Here is a 15,114-nt window from a genome sequence, read left to right as displayed (position 1 = left end):
CCCTCCAGGGTACGCGCGCCGCCCGGCGCCCTCGCGCCGGAGGAGCGCTTTCGGACGAGACGCCGAGGCTCGCTCCCAGGAGGAGGAGCGGCTACTTCAGCAGGTCGCGAGCGATCTCGACGGCCCAGTACGTGAGAACCGCGTCGGCCCCCGCGCGGAGGATCCCCGTGACCGACTCCAGGATCGCCGGCTCGCGCGAGATCCAGCCGTTCGCGGCGGCGGCCTCGATCATCGCGTACTCCCCCGACACCTGGTACGCCCAGACCGGCACGTCCGAGACGGAGGCGATGTCCGAGAGCACGTCGAGATAGCTCATGGCGGGCTTCACCATCACCACGTCGGCTCCCTCGGCGAGGTCGAGGGTCGCCTCGCGCAGGCCCTCGCGGCGGTTCGCCGGGTCCTGCTGGTAGGTGCGGCGATCGCCTTCGAGCGTGGACTGCACGGCCTCGCGGAACGGACCGTAGAAGCTGGAGGCGTACTTCGCCGAGTACGCGAGGATCGCGGTGTCCAGGTGCCCGGCGCCGTCGAGAGCGGCGCGGATCGCTCCGACCTGGCCGTCCATCATCCCCGAGAGCCCGAGCAGGTGGGAGCCGGCCTCGGCCTGGGCGAGCGCCATCTCCTCGTAGCGGAGGAGTGTGGCGTCGTTGTCGACGCGCCCGCGGTCGTCGAGCACGCCGCAGTGGCCGTGGTCGGTGAACTCGTCCAGGCACAGGTCGGTCTGCACGACCAGCGCGTCGCCGACCTCCTCCACGACGACCCGCGTCGCGGCGTTGAGCACGCCGTCGGGGTCGGTCGCACCGGAGCCGACCGCGTCGCGCGTGGTGGGCACGCCGAACAGCATCACGCCGCCGATCCCCGCCTCGGCCGCCTCCGTCACCGCTCCGCGGACGCTGTCCAGCGAGTGGTGCATCACCCCCGGCATCGACCCGATCGGCCGGGCCTCGGTGATCCCCTCGGCCACGAAGAGGGGCAGGATCAGCTGCGCCGGGTGGATGCGCGTCTCCTGGACGAGACGGCGGAGTGCGGGGGACGTGCGGAGGCGGCGCGGGCGGATGGCAGTCATGTCCTCCAGCGTAATCCCGCCCCGCCGAGCACCCCCCGGGAGCGCGGACGCCCCACCCCGTGGAGGTGCTCCGGACGCAGGACGTCAGCCGAGAGGCGGGTCCCCGGCCTGTGGGGCGAGGCCCGCCCCTCCCGGCCGACGTCGCGCCGGAGAGGCGGCTCAGCGGGGAGCGCGCTCCGTGGCGACGGCGGCGACCGCGTCGATGAGGGAGGAGGCCGAGCGCTCGTCGGCGACGACGTCGACGCGCAGGCCGAAGGCGCGGGCGTCCTTCGCGGTCTGCGGCCCGATCGCGGCGACGAGGATCGACTCGGGCACCGGGCCGAGCTGCTTCTGGACCTGCTCCGCCACGCTGCCCGAGGTGACGAGGATCGCGTGCACGGCTCCGCCGGCGACATCCGCCACGACGCGCTCCTCCACCGGGACGCCGACCGTGCGGTAGGCGACCACGGAGCGCACGTCGTGCCCGATGCGGGTGAGGCCCTCGGTGAGCAGCGGCTTGGCGATCTCGGACCGCAGCGTCAGCACGCGCAGGGGGTGTCGGCCGCCGGTGGCCTCCTCCCACTCGGCCAGGAGGCCGCGGGCGGAGTTGTCCTCGGAGGGGACGAGGTCGACGGAGTACCCGGCGGCGACGAGCGCGGCCGCCGTGGTCTCGCCGACCGCCGCCACCTTGGTGCTCGCGGGCACGGTGGTGCGCAGGAGGGACAGGACGTCGACCGTGGTGGCGCTCGTGACGGTCATCCAGTCGAAGGCGCCGGCCTCGAGGTCGGCGAGGGCCTGCTCGAGCGCCGGGAAGTCGTCGGTCGGCGCGAAATTGATCATCGGAGCGACGACGGGCGAGGCTCCCTTGGCACGGAGAGCGGCGGCGACACCGTCCCCCCACGGGCCTCCGCGGGGGACGAGGATGCGCCACCCCTGCAACGGCTTCTCCCACTGGGAGTAGGCGGCGGGGACGATCACGAAGGGGCTCCCAGGGGTGCGAGTTCGGCGGCACCCGCACCGAGAAGCGCGTCAGCGAGCAGAGAGCCGCAACGGAACGCGGCTTCGACGACGGGCAGTTCGCGACCACCATACTGCGGATCCGCCCGGTGTCGACCACCGCCGACCGAACCGTTATCGACCGGCTCCGCGACCTCCCGTGCGAGGGACGCCGCGCCGTCGACGGCGAAGACCACGCCGTGCAGGACGACGCGGTCCTCCTCGACGACCGCGGAGGCCCCGATCGGAGCGGCGCACCCGGCCTCGAGGGAGGCGAGGAGCGACCGCTCGGCCGTGATCGCCGCGCGGGTCGGCACGTGCTCGACCGCTGCGAGAGCGGCGCGAAGCTCCTCCGACGGCTCCTCGTCGCGCACCTCGATGGCCAGCGCTCCCTGACCGGGGGCGTGCGGGGAGACGTCGAAGCCGAGCACCTCGGTGATCGCGTCGACCCGGCCGAGGCGGCGCAGGCCGGACAGGGCGAGCACGATCGCGTCCAGCGGCGAGTCGCTGCCGGGCAGCACCCTCCGGAGCCGGGTGTCGATGTTGCCGCGGATGTCCACGATCTCGAGGTCCGGACGGGCGGCCAGCAGCGCCGCGCGCCGGCGGGGCGAGCCCGTGCCCACGCGGGCTCCGACCGGCAGGGTCGCCAGGGTGAGCCCGTCGCGGGCGCAGAGCGCGTCGCGCGGGTCCTCCCGCTCGGGGACCGCTCCGAGCAGCAGGCCCTCCACCGCAGCGGTGGGCAGGTCCTTCAGCGAGTGCACGATCGCATCGCAGCGCCCGGCGAGCAGCGCGTCGCGCAGGGCGCTGACGAACACGCCGGTGCCGCCGAGGGAGGCGAGCGAGCCGCGCATGCGGTCGCCGTCCGACTCGATGCGCACCAGCTCCACGGGGACCCCCGCGGCGGCCGACATCAGATCGGCCGTCATCCGGGTCTGCGCCACCGCGAGCGCGCTCGCGCGGGTGCCGACTCTGATGCTCACGACAGACGACTCCTCATCACGGTGCGACTCCCGCCAGGGCGGGCTTGAACCCCGCTCGCACGTTCTCGCAGCAGCCGGGGCGGCAGACGTCGTACCAGGGGCCGAGCGCCGTCATCGAGAGCCGGTCCTCCGTCGGCACGCCGTTGACGCGCTCGAGGACCAGGTCGATCAGGCCGGAGACGTAGACCGGGTCCGTGCCGGGGGTCGCGACGCGGAGCGCGACGAGTCCGTGCTCCTCCGAGGTCTCGAGGGCCTCGTTGTCGAGGTCCCACATGACCTCCATGTGGTCGGACACGAAGCCGAGCGGGACGATCAGCAGCGCGCGGCGGCCGCGGGCCGGCAGCTCCGCGATGGCGTCGTTGATGTCCGGCTCGAGCCAGGGCTGGGTGGGCGGGCCGGAGCGCGACTGGTAGACCAGCTGCCAGGGCACGTCCTCGTCCGTGGCGGCGGCCATGACGACCTCGGCGACGGCGAGGTGCTGCGCCTCGTAGGCGCCGCCCGGTCCGAACTCGTGCACGTCGACGACGGTGCCGTCGTCGTGGCGCTCGTGGGGTCCGCTGCGCTCGGCGTCGGCCATGGGGATCGAGTGCGTCGAGAACAGCACCTCCACCTCGGACGTGACATCGAGGTCGGGCATCCGCTCGCGCAGCTCGTCGAGCCCGTTGTGGACGGCCTTGATGAACGGCATCACGAAGCCGGGGTGGTCGAAGAACTGGCGCACCTTGTCGATCCGCAGCTCGCCCTCGAGGCCGGTCGCGTCGAGCGCCGCCGCGTAGTCCTCGCGGTACTGCCTGCAGGACGAGAAGGAGGAGTACGCGCTGGTGGCGATGGCGAGCAGGTTGGTGAACCCGCGCTCCTTCGCCTCGGCGACGGCCTCGCTCATGTAGGGCGCCCAGTTGCGGTTGCCCCAGAGCACGGGGAGGTCGATGCCGCGGTTCGCGAGCTCGGCCTCGAGCGCCTTCTTCAACGCGCGGTTCTGCGCGTTGATCGGGCTGACGCCGCCGAAGTGGCGGTAGTGGTGGGCGACCTCCTCGAGGCGCTCCTCCGGGATGCCGCGGCCCCGGGTGACGTTGCGGAGGAACGGGATGACGTCGTCCTGACCCTCGGGCCCGCCGAAGCCGGCGAGGAGGATCGCGTCGTAGGCCACGGGGACCTCGACGTGCTCGGGGCCGGACGCCGCCGCGGGGGTGGCCCCGCGGACGAGGATCGGCTCGCTGGTCGTGTCGCTCATCGGAGCACCTCGGCGATCTGGTCGGCGTCGATGCGCCGGCCTGTGTAGAAGGGGACTTCCTCGCGCACGTGGCGGCGGGCCTCGGTGGCGCGCAGGTCGCGCATGAGGTCGACGAGGTTGACGAGCTCCTCGTCCTCGAGGGCGAGGATCCACTCGTAGTCGCCGAGCGAGAACGAGGCGACCGTGTTGGTCAGGACGGAGCGGAACCGCGAGCCCTGGCGCCCGTGCTGGGCGAGCATCGCCCGGCGCTCCTCCTCGGGGAGGATGTACCACTCGTAGGAGCGGACGAAGGGGTAGACCGTGAGCCAGCGGGCCGGCGCCTTCCCGCGCATGTAGGCGGGGAGGTGGTTCGAGCTGAACTCGGCGTCGCGGTGCACGCCCATCGCGTTCCACGTCGGCAGGAGGCCGACCAGCAGCTCCGTGCGCCGCAGCTCGCGGTAGGCCCGCTGCAGCTCCTCGGGCGCCGGGCCCGTGAGCCACAGCATGATGTCGGCGTCCGCGCGCAGGGCCGAGACGTCGTAGGTGCCGCGGACGGTCACGCCCTCGCTCTCGAGCTGGGCGACGAGGTGCTCGTACTGCTTCACCGCGGGATCCACGGCGTCGCTGGAGAGGGTGAACGGACGTGCGGGATCCCTGCGGAGAACCGCCCAGAGCGTGTATCCCAGGGCCTGATCGGAGTGATCCTGATCGGCGGGGGGCTGCGGCGCCGGAGCGGCGGCGCTCGTGTCGGGGGCGGACTGAACGGGACCCGCCGTGCCGGCGGTCTGATCGGTCATTGATCCATCATCCCTCCGCTCGTGCCGATGCACAAAAGCGGCGGGGGCTCTGGCGCCGGAGGGCCCGGGACGCTAGCGCCCCGGGCCCTCCGGCACTCAGTCCTCGATGATCTGCTTCGCGACGCCCCAGACGACGAGGCCCACGGCGGCGGCGGCGCCGACCGCTCCGGCGATCAGCGCGGAGGGGTTCTGGCGGCGCACGACCTGGAGCTTGCGCTCGATCGTCCGCTGGGCGGTACGCACCTTGCGCGGCACGTTGACCTTGTACTCGATCGCGTCGAGGGTCGCGGCGAGCTCGGAGCGAGCGCGCTCGATGTCGGCCTTCAGCTGGCCGGGCTTCAGCTCCGCCGGGTCGACGAAGCGGGGCGTGGTGCTGCTGACGGATCGCTCAGTTGTCATAGCTGCCCACTCCCTTGAACGCCTGGACGTCCTTCTTGATGCTGTCGATCGAGTCCTGCGGCACCGGCGGCACGGCCTTCTTGATGGTGCGCACGCCGACGAGGGCGAGGATCACGGCCACCAGGAGGAAGAAGACCGTCACGATCAGCGCCGACAGCCAGGCCGGAAGCCAGGAGGCGATGCCGATGATCGCGAAGGCGACCAGCGTCGCCCACGCGGTCAGGAGGAGGAAGGCCGCGACCGCGAACAGGCCGACGGCCAGACCCGCGCTCTTCGCCTTGCCCGCCAGCTCGTTCTTCAGCGAGGCGACCTCGGCCTTGACGAGCTCGATCACGAGGCCGGGCAGGTCGCTGACCAGCTCTCCCAGTGATCGGGCGTTCTTGGGATTGCGTTCGTTCACCACGGGAGCTCCTCGAGGGTCGGACGTGCCGGCCGGCGCGCGCCTGGCACGGCCGGAGGGATGAGCACTAGGCCCTGCTGGTGGAGGTGGACGTCGTCGACCCGCCGGAGCCGGCCGACGCCGCGGCCTCGTCGACCTTCGAGGCCGCCTTGCGGGCGGCGGCCGACGCCTCCGCGTCGCTCGCTCCCTGGGCCTTCCTGCCGCCGGACACGGCCTTGACGACCACCGAGCGCACGACCTCGTACGCCTTGTCCGAGACGCTGCTCAGCTGGGTCTTCGCGGCACCGCCGACGGCGCCCGCGACGTCCTGCACCGGCTGGGTCCGCCAGAAGCGGCCTGCCGCCGAGGCGATCTGCTCGTACCGCTTCCGGCCGGCACGTGCTCCCAGCACGTACCCGGCTGCGGCTCCTGCCACGAAAAGAATCTTGCCCTTCACGCCTACTCCTCGTCCTGGGTCGCTCTCGCGATCGTCCACGCGGTCGGTGACCACTCGTGCCGGGGCACGCCGCACGCTCGCGCGGATGCCTGGGCCTAAGAGTAGCCGTCGGCGTCGCGGGCGTCGCTCGGCAGCCCGACTCCTTGACGCACCAGTCGGCGCCGGATAAGGGCGGCCGTCTCGGCGGCGTGCGGGAGCACCGAGGCGAGGCCCGTGCCCGCGATCCAGGTGCCGGTCACGGCGACTCCCTCGATCGGGAGGAGCGCCTCGCGGAACGCCTCCAGGTGCGCGCGGCGGCCCAGCGCCGCGGCGGGCCGGACGTTGGCCCAGCGCACCCGGGCGGCGTCGACGAGCGAGGCCGGATCGAGGGCGAGTCCGAGCAGCGTCGAGGCGTCGAGCAGGGCGATCGCGGCCGCCTCGGCATCGGTGCGCCCCTCGAGCGGCGGGCGCTCGCCCGGGCGCCCGTAGGAGAGGCGCAGCACGTGGCGGCCGGGAGGGAGGGAGGCGGCCAGCCAGTCCCACTTCGCGGTCGCGTGCGTGATCGCCTTGGCCGTGACGTCGGTGGCGGTGGGCGCCACGAGCACGCCGGAGCCGCGGGGGGCTGCGTCCAGGCGGGCGTCGTCGAGGACCAGGGTCACCAGCTCGACGGAGTCGTGGGGCGCCTCGTCGGCGCGCTCCGCGACGGCGGGAGCGAGGCCGGCGAGCAGCGCCCGGGCGTCGCGCTCCGGCGTCGAGACGATCACCGCTCGGGCGCTCAGAGCGCCGTCGGCGAGGGTCAGGACGAAGTCCCCGTCGGAGCCCTCGAGCCGCTGCACGGAGGCGCCGGTGCGGATCTCGCCGGAGAGGTAGTCGATCCGCTGGACCAGCGCGGCGACCAGGCGGTGCATCCCGCCTTCGAGCCCGCGGACCGCGACTCCGGCCGGGAGGTTCGCGCGGAGGGCGGCCACGGCCCGGGCGAGGGAGCCCGCGCGGGTGAGCGCGCCGTTCAGTCCGGGTGCGGCCAGGTCGACGTCGATGTCGTCCGGCCGGCTCGAGTAGACGCCGGAGACGACCGGCGCGACCAGGTCCTCGAGCACGCGCTCGCCCATCCGGGTGCGCACCAGCTCGGCGAGGGAGTGCGCGCGGCCGATGCGCAGCACCGGCATCAGGGTGTCGAGCCAGGCGCGCCAGGCGCCGCGGCGGCCGATCGCCCGCACGACGTCGGGGGCGAGCGGCGTGCCGGGGATGCCGAGGATGCCGGCCCGGGGCGACGGCACGGAGCGGCCGCCCGAGAGGTGCAGCCACGAGCCGTGCGTCCGGGGCTCGACGATCGACTCGGCGAGCGGGACGCCGTCGAGGGTCAGCGCGGCGAGCGCCCGCTCGACGTGGCCGCCGCGGGTGGCGAAGCTCTCGGCGCCCGCGTCGAGCGCGGCTCCGGCCAGGGCGAGCGGAGAGACGGAGCCGCCGACCCGCTCCCCCGCCTCGAGCACCACGACGCGCAGGCCGATCCGCAGGCACTCCGCGGCGGCGGCGAGCCCCGCCACTCCGCCGCCGACGACGGCGACGTCGTACGACGCCGCGTCGCGGGGGCGCTCCTCGCTCACGGCCGCCAGGCGTGCACGAACGCGACGAGGCGCGTGAGCACGTCGGGGTCGGTCTCGGGCGGCACGCCGTGGCCGAGGTTGAGCACGTGCGCGGGGGCGCTCAGGCCCCGGCGGAGCACGTCGTCGACGTGGGCCTCGAGGACCTCCCACGGCGCGGTCAGCAGCGCCGGGTCGACGTTGCCCTGCACCGGCACGAAGCCGCCGAGGCGGTGGTTGGCCTCGTCGAGCGGGATCCGGTAGTCGACGCCCACCACGTCGGCGCCGATGCCGTGCATCGCTCCGAGCAGCTCGCCGGTGCCGACGCCGAAGTGCACGATCGGGACGTTGCGGCGCGTCTCCCCGTGGTCGAACGCCAGGTCGCGCACGTGGACGAGGGCGCGCGCGGATGCGGGAGCGACGTGGGTCGTGTAGTCCGAGAGCGAGAGCGCCCCGGCCCAGGAGTCGAAGAGCTGCGCGGCGCTGGCCCCGGCGAGCACCTGCGCGCGGAGGAAGCGGCCGGTGACCTCGGCGGTCCACTCCATCAGCTGGGCCCAGGCGGCGGGGTCGGCGTGCATCATCGTCCGCGCGCGCAGGTGGTCCTTGGACGGGCCGCCCTCCACCAGGTAGGCGGCCAGGGTGAAGGGAGCGCCGGCGAAGCCGATGAGCGGGGTGTCGCCGAGGCCCGCGACGGTACGGCGCACGCCCTCGCGGATGGGCTCGAGCGTCTCGTCGAGCACGGACGGGTCGATCGAGGCGAGCTCGGCGACGTCGGCGGCCGTGTGCACCGGCTTCTCGAGCACCGGACCGCGCCCGGGGACGATGTCGACGCCGACGCCCGCGAGCCGCAGCGGGATCACGATGTCGCTGAAGAAGATGGCCGCGTCCACTCCGTGGCGCCGCACCGGCTGCAGGGTGATCTCGCTCGCCAGCGCCGGGTCGAGGCAGGCGTCGAGCATCTTCGTGTCGGTGCGCAGGGCCCGGTACTCCGGGAGGCTGCGGCCGGCCTGTCGCATGAACCAGACGGGCGTCCTCTCGCCCCGCTCGGAGCGGTAGGCGCGCAGGAGCAGCGAGTCGGCCGTGCGGCCGGCGGAGAGGGGGTGCAGCGGATCGAGCAGGCCGTCGGTGGGGGAGGTCACCGCGACATTATTCCAGGCGCATCCGTGCATTCCTCCCCAGTCCGGGGACCCCGCCCCGCAGAGCGCGCGTAGACTGACGTGGTGCTTCTGTGTCTGACGGCGTCGCACAAGAACGCCAGCTTCGATCTCCTCGAGAAGCTCTCCGTCGACTCCTCCGCCGTGACCGCGGCCCTCTCCGAGGGGATCGACTTCGTCTCCGGAGCCGTCGTCGTCGCGACCTGCAACCGATTCGAGGCCTACCTCGACATCGACGAGCCGCTGACCGCCGCGCAGGCCGTCGCCGTCGAGGCCGCCACCGCCGCCGTCAGCGCCGCGACCGGCGTCGAGCAGGACGAGCTGCGCGGGAGCGTCGACGTCGTCTCGGGCGACCGGGTGGCCGAGCACCTCTTCGCCGTCTCCAGCGGGCTCGAGTCCGTCGTGGTCGGCGAGGGCGAGATCGCGGGCCAGGTCCGCCGGTCCCTCGAGGAGGCGCGCCGCCTCGGCACCACCTCCTCCGAGCTCGAGCGGCTGTTCCAGCGCGCCTCGCAGACCTCGCGCGGCATCAAGAACCGCACCGGCCTCGGCAGCGCCGGCCGCTCGATCGTGCGCCTCGCGCTCGACCTCGCCGCGAGCCGCGTCACCGACTGGCGGGCCGCCCGCGTCCTCCTCGTCGGCACCGGCAGCTACGCGCGGGCGACCGTCGCGGCCCTGCGCGACCGCGGAGTGGTGGACATCGCCGTGCACTCCCCCTCCGGCCGCGCCGAGGGCTTCGCCGCCCGCCGCTCGCTCCGGCCCATCGCCGCCGCCGATCTCGCGCTCGAGGCGGTCTCGGCCGACATCGTCATCACCTGCACCACGACCCAGGAGCCGGTGCTCGACGCCGCCCTGCTCGCCGCCGGGCGCCTCCAGGGCTTCTCCCGCGAGCGCCAGCTCGTGATCGACCTGGGCCTGCCGCGCAACGTCGCCTCCGACGTCACCTCGGTCGCCGGCGTCGAGCTCCTCGACCTCGAGACGATCAGCCTGCACGCGCCTCTCGATGTGCTCGACGCGTCGCAGCAGGCGCGCGCGCTCGTCGACAAGGCGGCCCGGAAGTTCTCGGACGTCGCCGACGAGAAGAGCCTCACTCCGGCCGTCGTCGCCCTGCGCGCCCACGTGTTCGACGCGCTCGACGCCGAGATCGAGCGGGCCCGCTCGCGCGGCGACGAGGACGGCCGCACCGAGCAGGCGCTCCGCCACCTCGCCGGCGTGCTGCTGCACACCCCGAGCGTCCGCGCCCGCGACTACGCGCGCGCCGGAGCGCAGGAGGCGTACCTCACCGGGCTCGAGGCGCTCTTCGGCATCGAGGTCCCGGCCGAGCCCGCCGCCGCGCGCCCCGACTCTGACGCCGCCACCGCGTGAGCCTCCGGCTCCCCTTCGACGCGGAGCCGCTGCGCTCCGCGCCGCTGCTCACCGAGCGCCTGCTCCTGCGTCCCCTCGGACCGGAGGACGCCGAGGACCACGCGCGCTACCAGGGCGACGCCGACGCCGTCCGGTTCCTCCGCTGGCCGGTGCGCACCCCCGAGGAGTCGCGGGCGCACCTGCAGCGCCGCCTCCCCTCGACACGGCTCGCCGCTGACGGCGACGTGGCCGTGCTGGCGATCGTCCCCCGGGAGGGCGTCCTCGCCGGGCGGATGATCGGCGACCTCACGCTCATCGCGACGTCCGTCGAGCAGGAGGCGGTCGAGATCGGCTGGGTGCTGCACCCGGAGGCGCAGGGGCGCGGCTACGCGACCGAGGCCGCCCGAGCGCTGCTCGACCTCGCGTTCGACACCCTCGGCGCGCACCGCGTGATCGCGCAGCTCGACGCTCGGAACACCGCGTCCGCCCGCCTCTGCGAGCGCCTCGGGATGCGCCTCGAGGCGCACCACCGGGAGGACGAGTTCTGCAAGGGCGAGTGGACCTCGACCCTCGTCTTCGCCCTGCTCGCCCGCGAGCGCTGACCGCAGGGCCGGCTGGTCCGCGCCCGGCGGGACGCCGCCGACCCGTCCGGTCGGCGGAGTCCCGGGAGGAGCGTCAGGCCCCGCGGAGCCCGGTGAAGAGGTACGACTCGAGCTGCTCGAGCGGGATGCGCTCCTGCTTCATCGTGTCGCGGTCGCGGACGGTCACGGCGTCGTCCTCGAGCGAGTCGAAGTCGACGGTCACGCAGTACGGGGTGCCGATCTCGTCCTGGCGGCGGTAGCGGCGGCCGATCGCTCCGGAGTCGTCGAAGTCGACGTTCCAGAGCTGGCGCAGCTGGTCGGCGACGCGGCGCGCGAGCGGCGAGAGGGCCTCATTGCGCGAGAGCGGCAGCACGGCCACCTTCACCGGCGCCAGGCGCGGGTCGAGGTGCAGCACGGTCCGCGTCTCGACCTTGCCCTTGGCGTTCGGCGGCAGCTCCTGCTCCTCGTAGGCGTCGACGAGGAACGCCATGAGTGCGCGGGTGAGGCCGAACGACGGCTCGATCACGAACGGCACGTAGCGCTCGTTCTTGTTCTGGTCGAAGAACGAGAGGTCCTTGCCCGAGTGCTCGATGTGCGTCTTGAGGTCGTAGTCGGTGCGGTTCGCGACTCCCATCAGCTCGCCCCACTCGCCCGAGGCGAAGCTGAAGCGGTACTCGATGTCGACGGTGCGCTTGGAGTAGTGGGAGAGCTTGTCCTTCGGGTGCTCGTACTGCCGGATGTTCTCGGGGTTCATCCCGAGCCCGACGAACCAGTCCCAGGCGAGCTGCATCCAGGTCTCCTGCCACTCCTCGTCCGTGCCGGGCTCGACGAAGAACTCGAGCTCCATCTGCTCGAACTCGCGGGTGCGGAAGATGAAGTTGCCGGGGGTGATCTCGTTGCGGAACGCCTTGCCGATCTGGCCGATGCCGAAGGGCGGCTTGCGACGGGCGCTCTGCAGCACGTTCGCGAAGTTGGTGAAGATGCCCTGGGCGGTTTCGGGACGCAGGTAGTGAAGCCCCGACTCGTCGTCGACGACGCCGAGGTAGGTCTTCATCAGGCCCGAGAACTGCTTGATCTCGGTCCACTGGCCGACCTTGTCGGGGTGCTCCGGGTCCGGGATGTCGGCGAGGCCGTTCACGGGCGGGTGGCCGTTGACCTCCTCGTACTTCTCGAAGAGGTGGTCGGCTCGGTAGCGCTTGTGGGTGATCAGCGACTCGGTCAGCGGGTCCGAGAAGACGCCGACGTGTCCCGAGGCGTGCCAGATCGCCGTGGGCAGGATGACCGCGGAGTCCAGGCCGACGACGTCGCCCCGGCCCTGCACGAAGGTCTTCCACCACTGGCGCTTGATGTTCTCCTTGAACTCCACACCGAGCGGCCCGTAGTCCCACGCGGAGCGGGTGCCCCCGTAGATCTCACCCGAGGGGAAGACGAATCCCCTGTGCTGCGCGAGGGTGATGACTTTGTCGAGGGTGGTGGGTTCTGCCACGGGTTGCTCCTCAGCTGTTCGGGCGCACGGGGCCCCGGCGCGCGCCGGCTGCGCGCGTCCTTCTGGTGTGCCCCCATGGTAGCCGCGGGGGCGCCGCGACGGTCCGCCCGCGGCGGGCATGATGAGCGGATGAGCACCCTCCCGCCGATCGTCGTGTCCGCCGTCGCCGTCCTCCGCGACCGGCGCGTCCTGATGGTCACGGCGCGGGGCCGCGACGTCCTCTACCTCCCCGGCGGCAAGGTCGACGAGGGCGAGAGCGGGATCGAGGCGGCGGCCCGCGAGGCCCGCGAGGAGCTCGGCGCCGTCGCGCTCGGCCTCGAGCCCCTGTTCACCGTCCGCACCCAGGCGCACGGCGAGCCGGAGGGGCGGGAGGTCCACATGAGCGTCTTCGCCGCCGAGCTCGACCGCGAGGCGCGCCCGAGCGGCGAGATCGACTCGCTGCACTGGGTCGACGGCTCCGATGCGGGCCGCTGCCCGCCCGCCGGGGTCGAGACCCTCCGGCTGCTGCGCGGTCTCGATCTCGTCGACTGACCCTCCGGCGCCGGGCCGACCGCGGGGCGGCTAGCCTCGTGGCGTGGAGACGAGACGGCGTGCACGGGACCGGTCGAGCGCGGAGGAGCCGGACCGGCTCGAGCCGGTGCGACTGGAGGCGGCCGTGCCGATCCTGCGGATCTTCTCGGTCGCCAAGGCGGGCGAGTTCTACGTCGACTACCTCGGCTTCGAGGTGGACTGGGAGCACCGCGCCGCGCTCGACGCCCCCCTCTACCTGCAGGTGTCGCGCTCGGGGCTCCGCCTGCACCTCAGCGAGCACCACCGCGACGGCAGTCCCGGCGCCGCGGTGCACGTCGCCCTCCGCGGTGTCCGCGAGCTGCACGCCGAGCTCGACGCGAAGGCGTACCCCTACCTCAACCCGCGGATCACCCGCACGCCGTTCGGCTTCGCGCTCGACGTGATCGATCCGTTCGGCAACCAGCTGCGCTTCGCGGAGCCGGCCCCGGTGCCGCGCCTGCCCTGATCGGTGCGCGTGCGGGTCCTTGTACAACCTGAGCGCCGACTGATCAACCGTTCACCGGCCGTCCATGCACTTCGGAGTCCCATCCTTTAGCGTGGCTCCGATGGCTTCACGGGGGACGATCGAGCGGCCGGACACGGCCCGGGCAACGGGACGGCAGCGCCGACCGCGGCTCCGCTTCATGGAGGCCGCACCGCTGGCGACGGGCCTGCTGGGCTCGATCGCGATCCTCCTCGGCTCGCTCGGCGTGGGCTACCTGCCCGCCGGCTCGCCCATCCGCGACTGGCCTCTCGTCGCCTCGATCCGCGCCACGGGCTGGCTCACCGAGTCCAGCGGCGCCCTCGTCGTGGGCGGCGGGATGCTGCTGCTGATCGCGTGGCTCCGCCTGCGCACGGTCGCTCTCGCGGCGGGCCCCGGCTCCGTCCGCACCATCGTGGTGGCGGCCCTCGCCTGGACCGCTCCGCTCCTCGTGACGGTGCCGCTGTTCAGCCACGACATGTTCTCCTACGTGGCGCAGGGTCGCCTGATGACCCAGGGCATCGACCCCTACACCCACGGCGTCGCGACGCTCCCGGGCTGGTTCGACCTCGGCGTCGACCCGCTCTGGGCCGACACGCCCACGCCCTACGGGCCCCTCTACCTCCTGATCGAGCGCACCGCCGTGCAGTTCGCGGGCTACAGCGCACCGGAGCTCTCGATCGCGATGCTCCGCGCCGTGTCGGTCGCGGGCGTGGCCGTCATGGCCGTCTACGCGCTCCGCCTGGCGCGCCTGCGCGGCCTCTCGGTCCCGCTCACCGCCTGGACGATCGTCGCCAACCCGCTGACCCTCGTGCTCTTCGTCGTCGCCGGCCACAACGACTCCGTGATGCTGGCGCTCATCCTCGCGTCGCTCTACTACGCCCAGACCGACCGGCGCATCGCCGCCGTCGTGCTGATGGCCGGAGCGATCGCGATCAAGCCGATCGCCGTGATCGCGCTCCCCGTGCTCGCGCTCCTGTGGCTGCGCCACGACGCGACGTGGCGCGAGCGCACCCGCGGCTGGCTCTGGACGGGCGCCGGAGCGCTCGGCCTCGTGGTCGCCGTCGGGCTGCTCGCGGGCGTCGGGGTCGGCTGGGTCGCGGCGATGGTCGTGCCCGGCTCGATCCTGCACTGGTACGCGCCGATGTCGTTCGTCACGGTCGCGGTCTCCCGCGCCGTCGAGTTCACCGGTCACGACCCCGCCGCGGCGATCGCCGTGGTCAAGATCCTCGCGCTCGGGCTCGCCGGCCTGATCGCTGCGCGCCTCATGCTGTCGCGGCGCTCCATCGATCCGCTCGCCCGCCTGTCCGGTGCGCTGCTCGCGTTCGTGACGGCGTCGACTGCCATCCACCCCTGGTACGCCCTCTGGATCCTGCCGATCGCCGCGCTCGCGCGCCCGTGGAGCCGCTCCCACGTGCACCTGGCGGTATACGCGTCGATCTTCCTCATGTGCGTCACGCTCGCCGAGCCGGTCGACGGCGGAGGCGGCACGATGGACCAGATCCCGGCGCGGGTCGCGACGATCGCCGCGATCGCCGTGGTCGGGATGTACGTCCTCCTCGGCTACACGGACGAGGAGCGGGTCGAGGGCCTGCCCCTCGTGCGCGCGCTGCCGTTCGGCTCCGTGATCCTCGCCCGCCTCAGCGGCGGCCGCCTGGTCGACGCCCGGATGGCCGCGACGCGCCTGCGCGACTAGCCGGAGC

16 protein-coding genes are annotated in these 15,114 nt (G+C 73.3%); 5 read left to right on the top strand and 11 right to left on the bottom strand.

Annotated elements, in window-relative coordinates:
- Nucleotides 1-91: 91 nt before the first annotated feature.
- The 10 genes from hemB to hemE all read right to left on the bottom strand — a co-directional run bounded on the left by hemB (nucleotide 92) and on the right by hemE (nucleotide 8,988).
- Nucleotides 92-1,063: a porphobilinogen synthase gene (gene hemB, locus C5B95_RS13655; protein ID WP_104349406.1), complete on the bottom strand. Its 972-nt coding sequence runs from the start codon at nucleotides 1,061-1,063 to the stop codon at nucleotides 92-94.
- Nucleotides 1,064-1,222: 159 nt separating this feature from the next.
- Nucleotides 1,223-2,017 carry a uroporphyrinogen-III synthase gene (locus C5B95_RS13650; RefSeq protein ID WP_104222950.1) on the bottom strand — a complete coding sequence of 265 codons (795 nt, stop codon included), beginning with the start codon at nucleotides 2,015-2,017 and terminating at the stop codon, nucleotides 1,223-1,225.
- Nucleotides 2,017-3,018: a hydroxymethylbilane synthase gene (gene hemC, locus C5B95_RS13645; RefSeq protein ID WP_104233089.1), complete on the bottom strand. Its 1,002-nt coding sequence runs from the start codon at nucleotides 3,016-3,018 to the stop codon at nucleotides 2,017-2,019. Before hemC ends, C5B95_RS13650 begins: the two co-directional genes overlap by 1 nt.
- 16 nt (nucleotides 3,019-3,034) lie before the next feature.
- Nucleotides 3,035-4,249, bottom strand: a complete 1,215-nt coding sequence (locus tag C5B95_RS13640) for a ferrochelatase (RefSeq protein WP_104349405.1) — start codon at nucleotides 4,247-4,249, stop codon at nucleotides 3,035-3,037.
- Nucleotides 4,246-5,025: a hydrogen peroxide-dependent heme synthase gene (gene hemQ / locus C5B95_RS13635; protein WP_104222878.1), complete on the bottom strand. Its 780-nt coding sequence runs from the start codon at nucleotides 5,023-5,025 to the stop codon at nucleotides 4,246-4,248. The genes C5B95_RS13640 and hemQ overlap by 4 nt, the downstream gene beginning before the upstream one ends.
- A 96-nt stretch (nucleotides 5,026-5,121) precedes the next feature.
- Entirely contained in the window at nucleotides 5,122-5,424 is a 303-nt protein-coding gene (locus C5B95_RS13630) for a DUF3618 domain-containing protein (protein WP_104222879.1), read from the bottom strand.
- On the bottom strand, nucleotides 5,414-5,824 hold the full coding sequence (locus C5B95_RS13625; RefSeq protein WP_244229489.1) for a phage holin family protein: 411 nt from the start codon (nucleotides 5,822-5,824) through the stop codon (nucleotides 5,414-5,416). Before C5B95_RS13625 ends, C5B95_RS13630 begins: the two co-directional genes overlap by 11 nt.
- 67 nt (nucleotides 5,825-5,891) lie before the next feature.
- Nucleotides 5,892-6,260, bottom strand: coding sequence for a hypothetical protein (locus tag C5B95_RS13620; RefSeq protein WP_146076613.1), 369 nt, complete (start codon nucleotides 6,258-6,260; stop codon nucleotides 5,892-5,894).
- 95 nt (nucleotides 6,261-6,355) lie between these two features.
- Nucleotides 6,356-7,843, bottom strand: a complete 1,488-nt coding sequence (locus C5B95_RS13615; protein ID WP_258060009.1) for an NAD(P)/FAD-dependent oxidoreductase — start codon at nucleotides 7,841-7,843, stop codon at nucleotides 6,356-6,358.
- Nucleotides 7,840-8,988 carry a uroporphyrinogen decarboxylase gene (gene hemE, locus C5B95_RS13610; RefSeq protein WP_104349404.1) on the bottom strand — a complete coding sequence of 383 codons (1,149 nt, stop codon included), beginning with the start codon at nucleotides 8,986-8,988 and terminating at the stop codon, nucleotides 7,840-7,842. The genes C5B95_RS13615 and hemE overlap by 4 nt, the downstream gene beginning before the upstream one ends.
- A 51-nt stretch (nucleotides 8,989-9,039) precedes the next feature.
- Here hemE and C5B95_RS13605 point away from each other — a divergent pair, with 51 nt between their 5' ends.
- Together C5B95_RS13605 and C5B95_RS13600 are read left to right on the top strand one after the other, a co-directional pair.
- Nucleotides 9,040-10,335, top strand: a complete 1,296-nt coding sequence (locus C5B95_RS13605; protein ID WP_104349419.1) for a glutamyl-tRNA reductase — start codon at nucleotides 9,040-9,042, stop codon at nucleotides 10,333-10,335.
- Complete coding sequence (locus C5B95_RS13600) at nucleotides 10,332-10,916, top strand: GNAT family N-acetyltransferase (RefSeq protein WP_258059379.1); 585 nt, start codon at nucleotides 10,332-10,334, stop codon at nucleotides 10,914-10,916. The genes C5B95_RS13605 and C5B95_RS13600 overlap by 4 nt, the downstream gene beginning before the upstream one ends.
- 73 nt (nucleotides 10,917-10,989) lie before the next feature.
- Here C5B95_RS13600 and C5B95_RS13595 read toward each other — a convergent pair whose 3' ends face one another.
- On the bottom strand, nucleotides 10,990-12,381 hold the full coding sequence (locus C5B95_RS13595) for a glycine--tRNA ligase (protein WP_104226140.1): 1,392 nt from the start codon (nucleotides 12,379-12,381) through the stop codon (nucleotides 10,990-10,992).
- Between the two features lie 129 nt (nucleotides 12,382-12,510).
- Between C5B95_RS13595 and C5B95_RS13590 the strand changes: the two genes are divergently transcribed.
- The 3 genes from C5B95_RS13590 to mptB all read left to right on the top strand — a co-directional run bounded on the left by C5B95_RS13590 (nucleotide 12,511) and on the right by mptB (nucleotide 15,107).
- The gene (locus tag C5B95_RS13590) at nucleotides 12,511-12,912 is read left to right on the top strand and encodes an NUDIX domain-containing protein (RefSeq protein ID WP_104222884.1); all 402 of its coding nucleotides are present in this window, start codon (nucleotides 12,511-12,513) and stop codon (nucleotides 12,910-12,912) included.
- Between the two features lie 43 nt (nucleotides 12,913-12,955).
- Complete coding sequence (locus C5B95_RS13585) at nucleotides 12,956-13,396, top strand: glyoxalase superfamily protein (protein WP_208543318.1); 441 nt, start codon at nucleotides 12,956-12,958, stop codon at nucleotides 13,394-13,396.
- A gap of 100 nt (nucleotides 13,397-13,496) precedes the next feature.
- Entirely contained in the window at nucleotides 13,497-15,107 is a 1,611-nt protein-coding gene (gene mptB / locus C5B95_RS13580; protein ID WP_146076612.1) for a polyprenol phosphomannose-dependent alpha 1,6 mannosyltransferase MptB, read from the top strand.
- Nucleotides 15,108-15,114 lie beyond the last annotated feature (7 nt).

The sequence above is a fragment of the Rathayibacter sp. AY1A7 genome (assembly GCF_002930845.1).
Classification (GTDB): domain Bacteria; phylum Actinomycetota; class Actinomycetes; order Actinomycetales; family Microbacteriaceae; genus Rathayibacter.
This window is presented reverse-complemented; position numbering and strand designations above follow the sequence as displayed.

Coding starts and splice junctions, on each gene's coding strand:
- hemB (WP_104349406.1), bottom strand. CDS start 1,063: ATGACTGCCATCCGCCCGCGCCGCCTCCGCACGTCCCCCGCACTCCGC.
- hemQ (WP_104222878.1), bottom strand. CDS start 5,025: ATGACCGATCAGACCGCCGGCACGGCGGGTCCCGTTCAGTCCGCCCCC.
- C5B95_RS13590 (WP_104222884.1), top strand. CDS start 12,511: ATGAGCACCCTCCCGCCGATCGTCGTGTCCGCCGTCGCCGTCCTCCGC.
- C5B95_RS13640 (WP_104349405.1), bottom strand. CDS start 4,249: ATGAGCGACACGACCAGCGAGCCGATCCTCGTCCGCGGGGCCACCCCC.
- mptB (WP_146076612.1), top strand. CDS start 13,497: ATGGCTTCACGGGGGACGATCGAGCGGCCGGACACGGCCCGGGCAACG.
- hemE (WP_104349404.1), bottom strand. CDS start 8,988: ATGCACGGATGCGCCTGGAATAATGTCGCGGTGACCTCCCCCACCGAC.
- C5B95_RS13630 (WP_104222879.1), bottom strand. CDS start 5,424: ATGACAACTGAGCGATCCGTCAGCAGCACCACGCCCCGCTTCGTCGAC.